Origin of the sequence: Paracoccus sp. MKU1 (assembly GCF_001447385.1) — a bacterium.
Taxonomy (GTDB): Bacteria; Pseudomonadota; Alphaproteobacteria; order Rhodobacterales; family Rhodobacteraceae; genus Paracoccus.
On sequence record NZ_LLWQ01000154.1, the window covers coordinates 19,071 to 35,318 of the forward strand.

At 67.5% G+C, this 16,248-nt stretch carries 17 protein-coding genes; 12 read left to right on the top strand and 5 right to left on the bottom strand.

What is annotated here, in order from left to right; genetic code table 11:
• Window positions 1-61: 61 nt before the first annotated feature.
• Complete coding sequence (locus AQY21_RS10710; RefSeq protein WP_058097652.1) at window positions 62-934, bottom strand: alpha/beta hydrolase; 873 nt, start codon at window positions 932-934, stop codon at window positions 62-64.
• A gap of 798 nt (window positions 935-1,732) precedes the next feature.
• Here AQY21_RS10710 and AQY21_RS10715 point away from each other — a divergent pair.
• Window positions 1,733-3,691 carry a protein meaA gene (locus AQY21_RS10715; protein WP_058097653.1) on the top strand — a complete coding sequence of 653 codons (1,959 nt, stop codon included), beginning with the start codon at window positions 1,733-1,735 and terminating at the stop codon, window positions 3,689-3,691.
• Window positions 3,692-3,790: 99 nt separating this feature from the next.
• Here the strand turns inward: AQY21_RS10715 and AQY21_RS10720 are convergent, their stop codons facing one another.
• Window positions 3,791-4,696: a DMT family transporter gene (locus AQY21_RS10720; protein WP_058097654.1), complete on the bottom strand. Its 906-nt coding sequence runs from the start codon at window positions 4,694-4,696 to the stop codon at window positions 3,791-3,793.
• Entirely contained in the window at window positions 4,696-5,265 is a 570-nt protein-coding gene (locus AQY21_RS10725; RefSeq protein ID WP_058097655.1) for a peroxidase-related enzyme, read from the bottom strand. Before AQY21_RS10725 ends, AQY21_RS10720 begins: the two co-directional genes overlap by 1 nt.
• A 230-nt stretch (window positions 5,266-5,495) precedes the next feature.
• On the opposite strand from AQY21_RS10725, the gene ffh reads away from it, so the two are divergent.
• From ffh to rpmE, 8 genes are read left to right on the top strand one after another with little or no spacing between them, the layout of a single operon-like run.
• On the top strand, window positions 5,496-6,992 hold the full coding sequence (ffh, locus tag AQY21_RS10730) for a signal recognition particle protein (protein WP_058097656.1): 1,497 nt from the start codon (window positions 5,496-5,498) through the stop codon (window positions 6,990-6,992).
• Window positions 6,993-6,996: 4 nt separating this feature from the next.
• Window positions 6,997-7,527, top strand: coding sequence for a GNAT family N-acetyltransferase (locus AQY21_RS10735; RefSeq protein WP_058097657.1), 531 nt, complete (start codon window positions 6,997-6,999; stop codon window positions 7,525-7,527).
• A 56-nt stretch (window positions 7,528-7,583) separates the two neighbouring features.
• On the top strand, window positions 7,584-7,880 hold the full coding sequence (locus AQY21_RS10740; RefSeq protein ID WP_058097658.1) for a chorismate mutase: 297 nt from the start codon (window positions 7,584-7,586) through the stop codon (window positions 7,878-7,880).
• 48 nt (window positions 7,881-7,928) lie between these two features.
• Window positions 7,929-8,303: a 30S ribosomal protein S16 gene (gene rpsP, locus AQY21_RS10745; RefSeq protein WP_058097659.1), complete on the top strand. Its 375-nt coding sequence runs from the start codon at window positions 7,929-7,931 to the stop codon at window positions 8,301-8,303.
• Entirely contained in the window at window positions 8,303-8,806 is a 504-nt protein-coding gene (rimM, locus tag AQY21_RS10750; protein ID WP_058097660.1) for a ribosome maturation factor RimM, read from the top strand. Before rpsP ends, rimM begins: the two co-directional genes overlap by 1 nt.
• Complete coding sequence (gene trmD, locus AQY21_RS10755; protein ID WP_058097661.1) at window positions 8,803-9,675, top strand: tRNA (guanosine(37)-N1)-methyltransferase TrmD; 873 nt, start codon at window positions 8,803-8,805, stop codon at window positions 9,673-9,675. The genes rimM and trmD overlap by 4 nt, the downstream gene beginning before the upstream one ends.
• Window positions 9,672-10,052 (top strand): 50S ribosomal protein L19, encoded by a 381-nt coding sequence (gene rplS, locus AQY21_RS10760; RefSeq protein ID WP_058097662.1) that lies wholly within the window; start codon window positions 9,672-9,674, stop codon window positions 10,050-10,052. Before trmD ends, rplS begins: the two co-directional genes overlap by 4 nt.
• Before the next feature lie 11 nt (window positions 10,053-10,063).
• On the top strand, window positions 10,064-10,285 hold the full coding sequence (gene rpmE / locus AQY21_RS10765) for a 50S ribosomal protein L31 (RefSeq protein WP_011750118.1): 222 nt from the start codon (window positions 10,064-10,066) through the stop codon (window positions 10,283-10,285).
• Between the two features lie 116 nt (window positions 10,286-10,401).
• On the opposite strand, the gene AQY21_RS10770 is transcribed toward rpmE, so the two are convergent.
• Both AQY21_RS10770 and AQY21_RS10775 read right to left on the bottom strand, forming a co-directional pair.
• Entirely contained in the window at window positions 10,402-10,608 is a 207-nt protein-coding gene (locus AQY21_RS10770; protein WP_058097663.1) for a hypothetical protein, read from the bottom strand.
• Complete coding sequence (locus tag AQY21_RS10775) at window positions 10,605-10,853, bottom strand: hypothetical protein (RefSeq protein ID WP_058097664.1); 249 nt, start codon at window positions 10,851-10,853, stop codon at window positions 10,605-10,607. Before AQY21_RS10775 ends, AQY21_RS10770 begins: the two co-directional genes overlap by 4 nt.
• Window positions 10,854-11,123: 270 nt before the next feature.
• On the opposite strand from AQY21_RS10775, the gene AQY21_RS10780 reads away from it, so the two are divergent.
• The 3 genes from AQY21_RS10780 (at window position 11,124) to AQY21_RS10790 (ending at window position 16,207) form a co-directional block, all read left to right on the top strand.
• Window positions 11,124-11,906: a division plane positioning ATPase MipZ gene (locus tag AQY21_RS10780; protein WP_058097770.1), complete on the top strand. Its 783-nt coding sequence runs from the start codon at window positions 11,124-11,126 to the stop codon at window positions 11,904-11,906.
• A gap of 69 nt (window positions 11,907-11,975) precedes the next feature.
• Complete coding sequence (locus tag AQY21_RS10785) at window positions 11,976-13,142, top strand: efflux RND transporter periplasmic adaptor subunit (protein ID WP_058097665.1); 1,167 nt, start codon at window positions 11,976-11,978, stop codon at window positions 13,140-13,142.
• Window positions 13,139-16,207 carry an efflux RND transporter permease subunit gene (locus AQY21_RS10790; RefSeq protein ID WP_058097666.1) on the top strand — a complete coding sequence of 1,023 codons (3,069 nt, stop codon included), beginning with the start codon at window positions 13,139-13,141 and terminating at the stop codon, window positions 16,205-16,207. Before AQY21_RS10785 ends, AQY21_RS10790 begins: the two co-directional genes overlap by 4 nt.
• Window positions 16,208-16,248: the final 41 nt, after the last annotated feature.

Consider the following 16,248-nt stretch of genomic DNA (forward strand, 5'->3'; position numbering starts at 1 on the left):
ATGAAGAAATTGTAATAATCTGTCGTCACGGATTTGCGATGCGCCGCAACGCAGCGGGGACTCATCCGGCCAGGTGCCGCATCAGGAAGGCGGCAAGCTGTTCCTGCGTCGTCGCGCCGGCAAGGCCGGCGCTGCCATGGCCCTCGTCCGGCAGCAGGGCGAAATCGACCTCTGCCGCGGGGTCGATCGCCTGCCATGCCTCGCGCAGGCGGCGCGCCTGTCCGGGCGGCACGATGCGATCTCGCATGCCGTGCCGGATCATCAGCGGCGGCAAGACGCTGCCGGGGCGCATGGCGCGCAACCGGCCAGCCGGGGACAGCGCCGTCGCCTCGGCCCGGCGTGCGCCTACGGCATAGCCGACCAACAGCGATTCGGCGCTTTGGGGCGAATCGGCGGGCAGGCGCTTCGGCTGGCCGTCCAGCCGCGCCATGTCGGCGTCCATGCTGCCGAAATCCATCGGCCCATAGAAATCCACCACCGCTCGCGGCGGCCTGCCGTCCTGCACCAGCGTCAGCGCCGCGGATACGGCCAGGAACGCCCCAGCCGAGCGCCCGCCCAGGGCCATCCGCCCCGGCGCCAGCCCCAGTTCCGGCCCGCGCTGGTTCAGAAAGGCGACGGCCGCCAGAACGTCCTGCTCCTGCGCCGGCCAGAGCGCCTGATTCGACAGCCGGTAATTCATCCGCACCACGGCGACGCCGCTTTCGCCAAGCTGCGGCGGCACCGGCAGCAGCCGCTTGTCGCCTGCCCGGAACCCGCCGCCATGCAGGTCCAAAAGCCAGGGAAACGGTCCACCGCCCCGGGGCAGGTGGATGTCCAGCAGGTTGCGGGGCGAGGCGTCCGCATAGGCCAGGTCGAGCAGTTCCGGCCGGGCCACCGCCGGTCCGGCGGCCAGCGCGGCCAGGATGGCAAGGGTCGAGCGGCGGGTCAGCGCCATGCGGGCGGTCCGTATCCCTGTCAGTCGCGCGGAGGCTAGCATCCGTCCCGGCTCCCGCCAACGCCGCATCTGCATTGCCGGACCGTGTCGGGCGATTTCCTGGCCGTTCTGCCGTTTTCCGGGGCATTGCCCATTGATCCGATGGGTAAATAAGACCCACATGACCTCGCATTTCCTGGGCTTTCGCGATCTGGCCCCGGAATCGGCGGCAAGTTTGCCCATTTGTCGGGGCCATTAGCGGGCATCGAAACTTGCCGAAAAACAACAAAAAGCCGCACGGAAGGGCGGCCTGACCGATGAAATGCTGCGATTGCTAACCAAAGATCCGCGAGACGATAGATTCCGCAATCGCGATTCGATCCGTGGAGGATCGACTGGATGCCGCGCCTCCCGGCGGAGAGGATAGGAACTGATGAGGTCCGGAGAGGGCGGGGGTCTGCTACATCTGCATTGCCGCCAGCCTGGAGGGCATGCTGCGATCTTCTTCGGCAAAGGCGGCTTCGTCAACGAGAGGGGTAGGAGGGTGGTCGCCAGGCAGGACGAGGACCGGTCCGAACTGCCGGTTTTATCGCGGTTTGGTAACTAATTGTAATAAATGAAATAACAGGCTGTGCTGATCGCATGGGCACTAGTTGTGACCATCGAAAATGGGCAGAAGGGTCCTATTTGCCTGACAGATCATCACACATCAAGCTGCGGGTCGGCCCATCGCGGTTTCTCTGCAATGCGGCGAATTGACCGGGCAGGATTATTACGCTATCGCTATGCCTGCTGTAATATTGTTGCGAGAGGAATCCCGTGGCCGAGAAAGACAAACCCTGGCTTTTCCGCACCTATGCGGGCCATTCGACCGCCGAGAAATCCAACGCACTCTATCGGGGCAACCTTGCCAAGGGGCAGACCGGCCTGTCGGTGGCCTTCGACCTGCCGACCCAGACCGGCTATGACAGCGACCACGTGCTGGCGCGGGGCGAGGTCGGCAAGGTCGGGGTGCCGATCTGCCACCTGGGCGACATGCGCATGCTGTTCGACCAGATCCCGCTCGAGCAGATGAACACCTCGATGACCATCAACGCGACGGCGCCATGGCTCTTGTCGCTCTATATCGCCGTGGCCGAGGAGCAGGGCGCCGACATTGCCAAACTGCAAGGCACGGTGCAGAACGACATCATCAAGGAATACCTGTCGCGCGGCACCTATATCTGCCCGCCGAAACCCTCGCTGCGGATGATTACCGACGTCGCGGCCTATACGGCGAAGCATCTGCCGAAGTGGAACCCGATGAACGTCTGCTCCTACCACCTGCAAGAGGCGGGGGCGACGCCCGAGCAGGAACTGGCCTATGCGCTGGCCACCGGCATCGCGGTGCTCGACGACCTCAAGGGCAAGGTCGAGCCGCAGGATTTCCCGGCGATGGTCGGCCGCATCAGCTTCTTCGTGAATGCCGGCATCCGCTTCGTGACCGAAATGTGCAAGATGCGCGCCTTCACCGAGCTCTGGGACGAGATCTGCCGCGAGCGCTACGGCATAGAGGAGGAGAAATACCGCCGCTTCCGCTATGGCGTGCAGGTGAACAGCCTGGGCCTGACCGAGCAGCAGCCGGAAAACAACGTCTATCGTATCCTGCTGGAGATGCTGGCGGTGACGCTGTCGAAGAACGCCCGCGCCCGCGCCGTGCAGCTGCCGGCCTGGAACGAGGCCCTGGGCCTGCCGCGGCCCTGGGACCAGCAATGGTCGCTGCGCATGCAGCAGATCGTCGCCTATGAGACCGACCTGCTGGAATATGGCGACCTTTTCGACGGCAACCCGGTGATTGCTGCCAAGGTCGAGGAATTGAAGGCGGGCGCGCGCGCGGAACTGGCGACGCTGGACGAGATGGGCGGCGCCATTGCCGCCATCGAATACATGAAATCGCGGCTGGTCGAATCCAATGCCGAGCGGCTGAACCGCATCGAGGCCAACGAGACCGTGGTGGTCGGCGTGAACCGCTGGCAGCAGGGCGAGCCCTCGCCGCTGACCGCGGGCGACGGCGGCATCATGGTCGTCGACCCGGCGGTGGAGCAGGACCAGATCGGCCGGCTCAATGCCTGGCGGCAGGCTCGCGACGAGGCGGCCGTCGAGGCCGCCCTCGCCGCGCTGCGCGATGCCGCGCAGAGGGGCGAGAACGTGATGCCGTTTTCCATCGTCGCCGCCAAGGCCGGTGCGACGACCGGCGAATGGGCGGCGGTGATGCGACAGGTGCATGGCGAATATCGCGGCCCGACCGGTGTCTCGGCCAGCCCGTCCAACCGCACCGAGGGGCTGGAGCCGATCCGCGAGGCGGTGGATGCCGTCAGCCGCCGCCTCGGCCGGCGGCTGAAATTCCTGGTCGGCAAGCCCGGCCTCGACGGCCATTCCAACGGCGCCGAGCAGATCGCCTTCCGCGCCCGCGACTGCGGCATGGACATCACCTATGAGGGCATCCGCCTGACCCCCGAGCAGATCGTGACCCGTGCCGCCGAGGACAATGCCCATGTCGTCGGGTTGTCGATCCTGTCGGGCAGTCACCTGCCGCTGATCGAGGAGCTGATGGAGCGCATGCGCGCCGCCGGCCTGACGCATGTTCCGGTCGTGGCCGGCGGCATCATCCCCGATGAGGACGCGGCCCGGCTGCTGAAGATGGGCGTGGCGCGGGTCTACACCCCGAAGGACTTCGAACTGAACCGCATCATGATGGACATCGTGGCCCTGGTCGAGCCCGAGGAAGCCGCCGCCTGAGCCGGTTGCGGCGTCGCATGGGTATTTGGGCAACGAAGAAGTCCGGAGCCGCGCCTTCGGCTTCTTCGTTGTTCAAATACCCAAATCGCAACCGCGCCGTCAGTCCTTCAGCAGCAGAAGCAGCGCGGCAATGGTTGCCAGCACCCCGGGCAGCACCGCGAGCGACGGCCCGCCGCGGGTCAATGCGGCTTCCAGCAGGATCACCCAGGCCGGCGTCAGATAGGTATAGGCCATCACCTTGGACGAGGGCAGGCGCATGGTGGCGAATTGCACCAGCGCCGTGGTCAGGGCGCTGGCGAAGATCGCGACATAGAGCAGCGTCACCCAGACGATGGCCGGCAGATGCGCCCAATCCGTGCTGAGGATCGCCTCTCCGCCCCAGATCAGCAGGATCAGCCCGCCGGCGCAGAGCGTGGCGAAGGTCGAGACGATCGGCGTCTCGCCCCGGTTCAGCCTGCGTACCATCGGCGTATAGAGCGCATGCGCCGCGCAGCCGACCAGATAGATCGCCTCGCCGCGCCCGAATTCCAGCCGCATCAGCGCCGCCGCGTCGCCGCCGAAGATCACCCAGAGCGAGCCCGCCGCCCCCAGCGCCAGTGCCAGGGCGATGCGCCCGGTCATGCGCTGCCGCATCAGGAGCCAGCCGAAGCCCGCCGACATCAGCGGCGTCAGCGTGAACACCGCTGCGGTCGAGACCGGCAGCGCGGTCTTGAGCCCCTCGAACATCAGCACGAAATAGGCGGCGAAGAGCCCGCCCAGCAGCAGATAGCGCCAGGGCGCGCGGAAACTCGTGCGCGGGATGCCGGGCCCGGCCATGGCGACGCCGCCGACCACGCCCGCGGCAATGGCGAAGCGCGCGGCCGAGATCGCCGCCGGGTCGATCAGGTTCGCCGCCCGCGCGCCCAGCGAGAAGGAGCCGGCGATCGCGGCCGAGAACAGCAGCATCGCCGCATGGCCCTGCAGTGCCTCGCGCCGCATCTGCGGCACCGCGGAAAGCTCGGCCATCAGCCGCGGCCCAGCATGTAGAATTCGTCATTCGGCCTGATGTCGCCGGCGTTCACCAGCCGGTTCGACATGCCGAAGAAGGCGGCGATGGCGCCGATGTCCCAGATCTCGTCCTGGTCGAAGCCGGCCTCTCGCAGCGCCTGGTGGTCCGCCTCGCCGATCTGCTGGGCGTTCAGCGCCACCTTCTCGGCATAGGCCAGCATGGCGCGTTCGCGCGGCGACAGGTCGGCCTTGCGCCAGTTCACCGCCACCTGGTCGGCGATGAAGGCGTTCTTCGCACGGATGCGCAGGATCGCGCCATGCGCCACCACGCAATACTGGCACTGGTTCAGCCCCGAGGTCGCGACCACGATCAGTTCGCGCTCGGCCTTGCTCAGACCCGACTCGCGCTCCATCAGCGCATCGTGATAGGCGAAGAAGGCGCGAAACTCGTCCGGGCGATGCGCCAGGGCCAGGAAGACGTTCGGCACGAAGCCGGATTTCTCGGCCACCTTGCGGACGCGCAGGGCGATGTCCTCGGGCAACTCGTCCAGCGAGGGCACGGGAAAGCGGCTGATGGGCTGGGTCATGGTCTGCACCTCCGGGGGCCGAGGTTTTCACCAAAGCCGGGGCAGGGTCAACCGGGCCGCGCTTGACTTTGGCGGCCGGCCGGCCTATCCACGCCGGGATTCCCGGAAGGTCTGCCCTTCCGGTCCCCGCGCCTTGCCGGGGATCGCCCCCCGTCAGCGCGTCGCGCCCACGGGGGCGTCACTGTTTATTCGCGCCCCTTGGGGCAACGGCAACCATTGGAGGGCCGCCGATGTTTGAAAACCTGTCCGACCGCCTTGGCGGCGTCTTCGACCGGCTGACCAAGCAGGGTGCCCTGTCCGAGGATGACGTCGCCGCCGCCATGCGCGAGGTGCGCGTCGCGCTGCTCGAGGCCGATGTCTCGCTGCCCGTTGCGCGCAGCTTCGTCAAGGCCGTGACGCAGAAGGCCACCGGCGCCGCCGTGACCAAGTCGATCACCCCCGGCCAGCAGGTCGTCAAGATCGTCCATGACGAGCTGATCAAGGTCCTGCAGGGCGAGGGCGAGCCCGACGCGCTGCGCATCGACAACGCGCCGGCGCCGATCCTGATGGTCGGGTTGCAGGGCTCGGGCAAGACCACCACCACGGCCAAGCTGGCGAAACGCCTCAAGGATCGCGAGAAGAAGCGGGTGCTGATGGCCTCGCTGGACACCAACCGCCCGGCCGCGATGGAGCAGCTGGCGATCCTGGGCCAGCAGATCGGCGTCGACACCCTGCCCATCGTGCCGGGCGAGAATGCGGTGCAGATCGCCAGGCGCGCCAAGCAACAGGCGACGCTGGGCGGCTATGACGTCTACATGCTCGACACCGCCGGGCGGCTGCATATCGACGAAGTGCTGATGGACGAGGTGCAGGCAGTCCGCGACGTGGCCAGCCCGCGCGAGACGCTGCTGGTCGTCGATGGCTTGACCGGCCAGGACGCGGTGAACGTCGCCAGCGAGTTCGACGGCAAGGTCGGCATCTCGGGCGTGGTGCTGACCCGGATGGACGGCGACGGCCGCGGCGGTGCGGCGCTGTCGATGCGCGCCGTGACCGGCAAGCCGATCCGCTTCGTGGGCCTGGGCGAAAAGATGGATGCGCTGGAGGTCTTCGACGCGCAGCGCATCGCCGGCCGCATCCTCGGCATGGGCGACATCGTCGCCCTGGTCGAGAAGGCGCAGGAGGTGCTGGAGGTCGAACAGGCCGAGCGCATGATGAAGCGCTTCCAGAAGGGCATGTTCAACATGAACGACCTGCGCAACCAGCTTGAGCAGATGCTCAAGATGGGCGGCATGCAGTCGATCATGGGCATGATGCCCGGCATGGGCAAGATGGCCAAGCAGGCCGAGGCCGCCGGCTTCGACGACAAGGCGATCAAGCGCCAGATCGCGCTGATCAACTCGATGACCAAGAAGGAACGCGCCAATCCCGACCTGTTGCAGGCCAGCCGCAAGAAGCGCATCGCCGCCGGCGCGGGCATGGAAGTGTCCGAGCTGAACAAGCTTTTGAAGATGCAGAAGCAGATGGCCGACACGATGAAGAAGCTCGGCAAGATGGGCAAGGGCGGGATGCTGAAACAGGCCATGCGCGCCATGACCGGCAAGGGCGGCGGGCTGCCCGACATGGCCAATGTCGATCCCGAGAAAATGGCCGAGGCCACCCGCATGCTGCAAGACCCCAAGGGGCTGGGCGGCCAGCTGGGCGGCATGAACCTGCCCGGCGGGCTCTCGGGCCTGTTCGGAAAGAAGTGAGCGCATGATCCAGCTCGCCGACACGCCGTTGCTTGCGACCGAGCGTCTGGTCCTGCGTGCTCCGCAGGCCGGCGACTGGCCGGCATGGCGCGATTTCGCGACCGGCGAGCGGGCGCGCTGGATCGGCGGGCCGATGGTCGAGCCCGGCCAAGCCTGGCGTGCTTTCGGCCATATCGTCGGGCATTGGGTGCTGCGCGGCTTCGGCTCCTTCGTGGTGACGGATCGCGACAGCGGCGCGCCGCTGGGTTCGGTCGGGCCCTGGTTCCCGGACGGCTGGCCCGAGCATGAGCTGGGCTGGACGCTCTGGACCGCCGAGGCCGAGGGCAGGGGCATCGCGCATGAGGCGGCGCTGGCCGCCCGCGACTTCGCGGCCCGCAGGCTCGGCTGGACCAGCGCCGTCAGCTACATCCTGCCCGCCAATACCCGCTCGGTCGCGCTGGCCGAACGGCTGGGCGCGCTGCGCGACCCGGATGCCGCGCATCCCGGCAAGGAGCCCTGCCTCGTCTATCGCCATCCCATGGGGGTCGCTGCATGAGCGATCACCCGTGCCCGCGCCCCGTGCAGCCAGTATTCCAGCCAGCGGAGACCAGCATGACCGACCCGACCGCCCGTGCCGCCGCCCTGCTCAGGGAGCATCGCGCCAGCATCGACCGGCTGGACGCCATCCTGGTCTATACGCTGGCCGAACGCTTCAAGCACACCCAATCCGTCGGCCGCCTCAAGGCCGAACACGACCTTCCTCCGTCCGATCCCGCCCGCGAGGCGCAGCAGATCGAGCGGCTGGAACGCCTCGCGCGCGAGGCCGATCTCGACCCGGAATTCGCGCGCAAATTCCTGAACTTCGTGATCGCCGAAGTGATCCGGCATCACGAGACCTTCCAGTCTTAGGCCGGGCTTAGACCCGCCGTAACTGCGCCATTTCAAAGGAGAAACGCAATGGCAATGAAAATCCGCCTGGCCCGTGGTGGCTCGAAGAAACGTCCCCACTACGCCATCGTCGCGTCCGATTCGCGCATGCCGCGCGACGGCCGCTTCATCGAGAAGCTGGGCACCTACAACCCGCTGCTGCCGAAGGATTCCGAGGAGCGCATCAAGATGAACCTCGAGCGCGTGCAATACTGGCTTTCGCAGGGTGCGCAGCCGACCGACCGCGTCGCCCGCTTCCTGGAAGCCGCCGGCGTCAAGGAAAAGGCCGAGCGCAAGAACCTGAAGAAGGGCGAGCCCGGCAAGGCCGCGAAAGACCGCGCCGAAAAGCGTGCCGCGCGTGAAGCCGCCGCCAACGCCCCGGCCGAAGAAGCCGCTTCGGAATAATGACCGAGCGGGTCTGTGTCGGCGCGATCGCCGGCGCCTTCGGCGTCCGGGGCGAGGTGAGGCTGAAAAGCTTCACCTCGCAACCCAACGATATTGCCGCATATGCCCCGCTTTATACCGAAGACGGCAACCGCTCGTTCACCATCCGCCTGACGCGGCCGGTGACGGGCGGGCTTGGCGCCCGGCTGTCGGGCGTCGAGACGCGGGAGCAGGCCGAGGCGTTGAAGGGCGTCACGCTCTGGGCCGACCGCGACAAGCTTCCGGCGCTGCCGGACGACGAATTCTATCATGCCGACCTGATCGGCCTGTCGGTTTATGACACCGGCGGGGCGCTTCTCGGCAAGGTCCGCGCGATCTATGACCATGGCGCGGGCGACATCCTGGAGGTCTTCGGGCCCGGCCGCCGGCAGGTGCTGCTCTTGCCCTTTACCCGCGCCTTCGTGCCCACGGTCGATCTGGCCGCCGGCCGCATCGTCGCCGATCCGCCGGAAGACCAGGAATGACCGACGGGGCGATGAAATCCCACGGCCGGCTGTCGATCCGCGCCAGCACGCAGCCGCGCGACCTGATGGCCGAGCCGCAGGTCAGGGGCGCCTGGACCGCCCAGGTCTTCACGCTTTTTCCCGAGGCTTTTCCAGGGGTTCTGGGTCTTTCCTTGACGGGAAGGGCGCTGTCCGAGGGGCTGTGGAACCTGCGCAGCATCGACCTGCGCCCCTTCGGCATCGGCAAGCACCGCAATGTGGACGACACGCCGGCCGGCGGCGGCGCCGGCATGGTGATCCGCGCCGATGTGATGGATGCGGCGCTGCGCGAGGCGGGCGGGGATCTGCCGGTGATCTATCTTTCGCCGCGCGGCAAGCCCTTCACGCAGGCCCGGGCCCGCGAACTGGCGCAGGGCCCCGGCATGACCTTGATATGCGGCCGGTTCGAGGGCGTGGATCAGCGCGTGCTGGACGCCCATGGCGTCGAGGAGATCAGCATCGGCGATTATGTCCTGACCGGCGGGGAACTGGCGGCTCAGGTCTTGATCGATGCGACGGTTCGCCTTATACCGCGCGTGCTGGGGAATCAGGACTCTCTGGCCGAGGAATCCTTTTCCCCGGACCATGGCGGCCTGCTGGAACATCCGCAGTACACGAAGCCCGCCCTTTGGGAAGGCCGCGCGATCCCGGAAGTGCTTTTGTCCGGCAATCACGCGGCTATTGCCAATTGGCGGCACGACATGGCCGAAAGGCTGACCAAGGAACGCCGCCCCGACCTGTGGCGGGCATATGAGGAAACTCGTATGGACCCGGCAAAGGACCGACAGCTCTCGGGCGCATCAGACCAATCGCGGGACTACCGCGAGCATCAAGAGGATCCAAAGCGATGAACCTGATCGCCCAACTGGAAGCCGAGCAGATCGCCACGCTCGGCAAAGACATTCCCGATTTCAAGGCCGGCGATACCGTGCGCGTCGGCTACAAGGTGACCGAGGGCACCCGCACCCGCGTGCAGATGTACGAAGGCGTGGTCATCTCGCGCAAGGGCGGCGGCATCGGCGCCTCGTTCACCGTGCGCAAGATCTCGTTCGGCGAGGGTGTCGAGCGCGTCTTCCCGCTCTACTCGACCAATATCGACTCGATCACCGTCGTGCGCCGTGGCCGCGTCCGCCGCGCCAAGCTGTATTACCTGCGCGATCGCCGCGGCAAGTCCGCCCGGATCGCCGAGGTCAGCAACTACAAGCCCAAAGCCGAAGCCAAGGCCTGAGGAGACGCGCCATGAAAGCAGACATCCATCCCGACTATCACCTGATCGAGGTCAAGATGACCGACGGCACCACCTATCAGGTGCGGTCGACCTGGGGCAAGGAAGGCGACACCATGTCGCTGGACATCGACCCGAACTCGCACCCCGCCTGGACCGGCGGCTCGGCCAAGCTGATGGACACCGGCGGCCGCGTGTCGAAGTTCAAGAACAAATACGCCGGCCTGGGCTTCTGATCCCGACGCCGACCGGAATTGCAAACGCCGCCCCGAAGGGCGGCGTTTTTCGTTGCGGCGGGCGGTGGGCGGCCCGAGGGGGGACGCAGCCGCGTAGGGCAGGCCGCGTCGGTGGCTCAATAGGCCAGGCCGAACATTGGCATCCAGGCCGGCATGCTCGGGGCCCGGTTCAACGCACGGCCGGTCAGCTCGCCCCGGCTGGTATCGATCACCACGCGGCCGTCGCGATACTCACGCAGCACCGGACCTTGCGCGCTCTGATAGGGCGACAGCATGATGGTGGCATAGCCGCGGTTCGGTTTGGGGAAAACGGCGTGGATCATTGGATCGCTCCTTTGCGGTCGAGGCGATGAATGGCGGTGTCCCAGCGCGCCGGGTCGCGGTCGCGCATCAGGTCGCGCGCGGTTTCAAAGGGGTCACAGGTAATCAGCCGCAGCGGAATGTCCGAGATGCGATGCGGCTTGCCCGTGCGCCGGTCGATCAGGCTGACGGCGTAGCGGGGCGGGACAGGCATGGCGGCCTGCCGCGCGCGACCGGCAAAGGCCGGCAGATGGTTCAGCATGGTCATCTTTGGCTCCTTCCCTTGGCTGACCCGGCCGGGAGGCCCGGCATGGCTATATAACGACATAGGTGATCGTGTTTTGCAAGATAAATATCGACCGACTTTATCGTGTTGAAAGAAGGAAGCGGGAACAATTGCTTGCGCGACCGGCTGCCGGGTGGTGTGCCGCCGCGGAAAGGCCGCAGCCGGCGTGTTTTCCCGCGGCCTCGGCGCTTTTCATCGCGGCGGGAGCGGCCTATGGTCCGGCGCGATACCGCGGGCATCGCAGGGGGATTCGTGGCGCATATCATCGTCGTCGGCAACGAAAAGGGCGGTTCGGGCAAGTCCACGACCTCGATGCATGTGGCGACCGCGCTGGCGCGCATGGGCCATCGGGTCGGGGCGCTGGATCTGGACGTGCGCCAGCGCAGCTTCGGCCGCTATCTGGAGAATCGCGCCGCCTTCGCCCAACGCGAGGGGCTGGACCTGCCCACGCCGCTGCTGGGCCGGCTGGAGCCCGAGACCCAGGGCGGCCCGGACCCGCTGTCGCAGGCGGTGGACGCGCTGGACCGGGAATGCGACTTCATCCTGCTGGACTGCCCCGGCTCGCATACCCGGCTCAGCCAGATGGCGCATACGCTGGCCGATACGCTGATCACGCCGATGAACGACAGTTTCGTCGATTTCGACCTGCTGGCCCGCATGTCGCCCGAGGGCAGGATTCTCGGCCCCTCGATCTATGCCGAGATGGTCTGGTCGGCCCGCCAGCTGCGCGGCGAGGCCGGGGCGGGGCCGATCGACTGGCTGGTGCTGCGCAACCGGCTGGGCACGCAGGCCATGCACAACAAGCGCAAGGTCGGCGGCGCATTGACCACTCTGTCCAAGCGCATCGGCTTTCGGGTGGCCCCAGGCTTTTCCGAGCGGGTGATCTTTCGCGAGCTGTTTCCGCGCGGATTGACGCTGCTGGATCTCAAGGACATCGGCACGGAACAGCTCAGCATATCGAATATCGCCGCCCGGCAGGAACTGCGCGACCTGATCGGCGAGTTGAACCTACCCGGCGTCAGCGTTTCCTTCTGAAACCCGGCTGGCATTGTTGCCGGGCACGGGCGCCATTATGTTGCGCCGCAGATTGGTTTGGAGGGGACGATGACGGCAGCCTGCCGGATCACCCGGATCGCGATGCTGGCGCTTGCCCTGTCCCTGGGACCGGCCGGCATGGCCATGGCCGAGACGGCGGGCGCGGTCGAGCAATCCGAACTGCCCATGGTGACTCTGGCCAGCGCCGAGCGCAGCTGGATCGAGGCGCGGGTGCCGGTCTCGGGCTCGCTGGTGGCGCGGCAGGAGGTGCAGGTCCATGCCCTGGTCTCGGGGCATGAGATCACCGGCATCGAGGCCGAGCTCGGCGACCGCGTCAGGGCGGGACAGGTGCTGGCGCGGCTGTCCGAGGACGTGCTGTCGGCGCAGCTGGCCCAGGCCGAGGCCGAATATCAACGTGCCGAGGCGGGGATCAGCCAGGCCGAAAGCCAGATCGCCAGCGCCCAGGCCAGCCTGACCCAGGCGGTGGCGACGCTGGAGCGCACCCGCAGCCTGCGGCAAAGCGGCAATGCCAGTCAGGCGGTGCTGGACCAGGCCATCGCCACCGAGGCCTCGGCGCGCGCGGCGGCGGCCTCGGCCGCGGATGGGCTGGGGGTGGCGCGGGCGGCGCTGGCGCAGGCCGATGCGGCGCGGCGCATCGCGCGGCTGAACCTGGACCATGCCCGCATCACCGCTCCGGTCGATGGCGTGGTCGTGGGCCGGACCGCGCGGCTGGGCGCGATTCCGGGCGGGGGCGGCGAGCCGCTGTTCACCTTGATCGCCGGCGGCGAGGTCGAGCTTGAGGCCGACGTGATCGAAACCGCGCTGAGCCAGCTCGAACCGGGCGATGCGGCCGAGATCGAGGTTGCGGGCCTGGGCCGCGTCGAGGGCAGGCTGCGGCTGGTTCCGGCGACGGTCGATCCGGTGACGCGGCTCGGCTCGGCGCGGATCGCGCTGGACCCGGACCAGCGCCTGCGCACCGGGCTTTTCGCCAGCGGCTGGATCGTCACCGACCGGCGGCAGGCGGTGACCGTGCCGGCATCGGCCATCCTGGCGGATGCCTCGGGCGAGCGGGTGCAGGTGGTCAGGGACGGCAGGATCGAGACGCGCAAGGTCCGCGGCGGGCTGCTCTGGCAGGGCCGGAGGGAGATCCTTGAAGGCATCGCGGCGGGCGAGCAGGTCGTGGCCCGGGCCGGCGCCTTCTTCCGCAGCGGCGATCAGGTGCGGGCGGCGCCATGAATTTCTCGGCCTGGTCCATCCGCCATCCGGTGCCGCCCATCGCGATCTTCCTCGTGCTGATGCTGATGGGATTTTACAGCTTCAGCCGGCTGGCGGTCACGGCCATGCCCAACATCGACCTGCCGCTGGTCAGCGTCGTGGTCAGCCAGCCCGGCGCCGCGCCCAGCGAGCTGACCCGGCAGGTGATCCAGCCCATCGAGGATTCCATCGCCTCGATCACCGGCGTGCGGCACATCACCTCATCCGCAACCGACAGTTCGGCGCGGATCTATGTCGAGTTCGAGCTGGAGACCGATACCGACCGGGCGGTGAACGACGTCAAGGATGCGGTGGCCAATGTCCGCGCCGACCTGCCCGAATCCATCGTCGAGCCGCTGATCCACCGCATTGATGTCAGCGGCATGGCGATCCTGACCTATGCCGTCAGCAATCCCGGCCTGAGCATCGAGGAACTGTCGGACTTCGTCGATGACGTGGTGTTGCGCGACCTGTCCACCGTGCCGGGCGTGGCCAGCATCACCCGCATCGGCGGCGCCGACCGCCAGATCAATGTCGAGCTGAACCCCGCCCGCATCCAGGCCTTCGGGCTGACGGCGGCCGAGATCTCGGACCAGCTCAGGGCCAAGAATATCGACATGGGTGGCGGCCGCGGCGATCTGGCCGGAACGGAATATTCCATCCGCGCGCTGGGATCGGCGGGCGACGTGGCCCGGCTGGCCGCGACGCCGATCCTGATCGGCGGCGGCGAGGCGGGCGGGCGCACGGTGCGGCTGGACCAGCTGGGCAGCGTGACCGACGGCGCCAGCGAGGAACGCAAGTTCGCCCTGCTCGACGGCCAGCCGGTGGTGGCCTTCGGCGTCTTTCGCGCCAGTGGCGAATCTGACCTGGAGGCCGGCGACGGCACCAAGGCCCGCATCGCCGAGATCGAGAAGCGCCATCCCGGCACCCGCATCACCCTGATTGACGATGCGACGACCTATACCTCGGGCAGCTACCATTCGACCATGGAGACGCTCTACGAGGGCGCGGCGCTGGCCGTGGTGGTGGTGTTCCTGTTCCTGAGGAACTGGCGCGCGACGCTGATCGCCGCCGTGGCCCTGCCCCTGTCGATCATTCCGACCTTTTTCGTGATGCATTGGCTGGGCTTCACGCTGAACGGCATCAGCCTGCTCGCCATCACGCTGGTCACCGGCATCCTGGTCGACGACGCCATCGTCGAGATCGAGAACATCGTGCGGCACATCAACATGGGGGTGCCAGCCTATCAGGCCAGCATGGAGGCCGCGAACGAGATCGGCCTGACCGTCATCGCGATCAGCCTTTCCATCGTCGCGGTCTTCGCTCCGGTCAGCTTCATGGGCGGGATTCCGGGGCAGTATTTCAAGCAGTTCGGGCTGACGGTCGCGGTCTCGGTGCTGTTCTCGCTGCTGGTGGCGCGGCTGATCACGCCGATGCTGGCCGCCTATTTCCTGCGCGACAACACCCGCCTGGCCGAGGAGCGCGACGGGCCGGTGCTGCGCGCGCTGATGGCGGTGCTGCGCTGGACGCTGCGCCATCGCGGGCTGACGCTGCTGATGGGGCTGGGGGTGTTCGCCGGCTCGATCTATTCCGCCACATTGCTGCCGACCGAGTTCATCCCGGCCTCGGATGTCGGCCGCAGCCAGATCAGCATCGAATTGCCGCCCGGCGCCACGGTTTCGGAAACCGAGGCGGCGGCGCGGATGATCTCGCAGCGCATCGGCGCGGTGCCCGAGGTGCGCTCGGTCTTCGTCAATGGCGGCGAGGACGACGTGACCAAGGCCAAGCTGATGGTCAATTACGGCCCCAAGGAAGAGCGCGAGCGGTCCAGCTTCGTGATCGAGGACGAACTGAAGCGCGACCTGTCGCAGATCCCCGACCTGCGGATCAATTTCCAGAACGAAGAGGGCAATGCCGACCTGTCGATCTCGGTCCTGGGCGATACCGAGGATGGTGCCGCCGAGGCGGCCGAGCGGCTGATGGCGGCCATGAAGCCGCTGCCGGTGCTGGAGGGGGTGACATCCTCGGCCAGCCTGCAACGGCCCGAGATCCAGATCCATCCCCGCCCCGAGGTCGCGGCCCAGCTTGGCGTGACCGCCAGCGCGCTGGCCACGACGCTGCGGGTGGCGACGCTGGGCGACACGGAATCGAACCTGGCCAAGTTCAACACCGGCGACAAGCAGATCCCGATCATGGTGCGGCTGGACGAGACCGCCCGGCGCGACCTGATGACGGTGCGCAACCTGCGGGTGCCAAGCTCGGCCGGGCAGGTGCCGCTGGAGGTGGTGGCGGATGTGTCGATCTCGGCCGGGGCGACCGAGATCGGCCGCTACGACCGGCGCTATCGCACCACGGTTTCGGCGAATCTGGCGGACGGCGCGCTGCTGGGGCCGGTCAATGCCCAGGTCACGGCCTTGCAGGGCCAGGTGGAACTGCCGGCGGGGACCGAGATCCAGCCCTCGGGCGATGCCGAGATCATGGCCGAGGTGTTCCAGGCCTTCACCGTGGCGATGATCTCGGGCGTGCTGTTGACCTATGTCGTGCTGGTGCTCCTGTTCCACAATTTCGTCACCCCGGTCTCGATCCTGATGTCGCTGCCGCTGGCCATCGGCGGCGCGATCCTGGCGCTGTTCCTGACCGGCAATTCCATCAGCATGGCGGTGGTGATCGGCTTCTTGATGCTGATGGGGATCGTGACCAAGAACGCCATCATGCTGGTGGAATTCGCGGTCAGCGCCATCGACCGCGGCGTGGAGAAGCGCGAGGCGATCCTGGATGCGGTGCACAAGCGCGCCCGGCCCATCGTGATGACCACCATCGCCATGACCGCGGGCATGGTGCCCTCGGCCCTGGGCACCGGCGAGGGGGCCGAGTTCAGCTCGCCCATGGCCATCGCGGTGATCGGCGGCCTGCTGCTGTCCACGCTGCTGTCGCTGCTGTTCGTGCCCTCGCTGTTCTCGGTCATCCATGGCGGGCAGGTGCGGGTGGCAGGCTGGCTGCGGCGGCGGATCGGGCTGAACGCGGCACCGGAGGCGGCCGGGGAGTGAGGCCGGACCGGGGGCTTCGCGCCCCCGGACCCCCGCGGGGT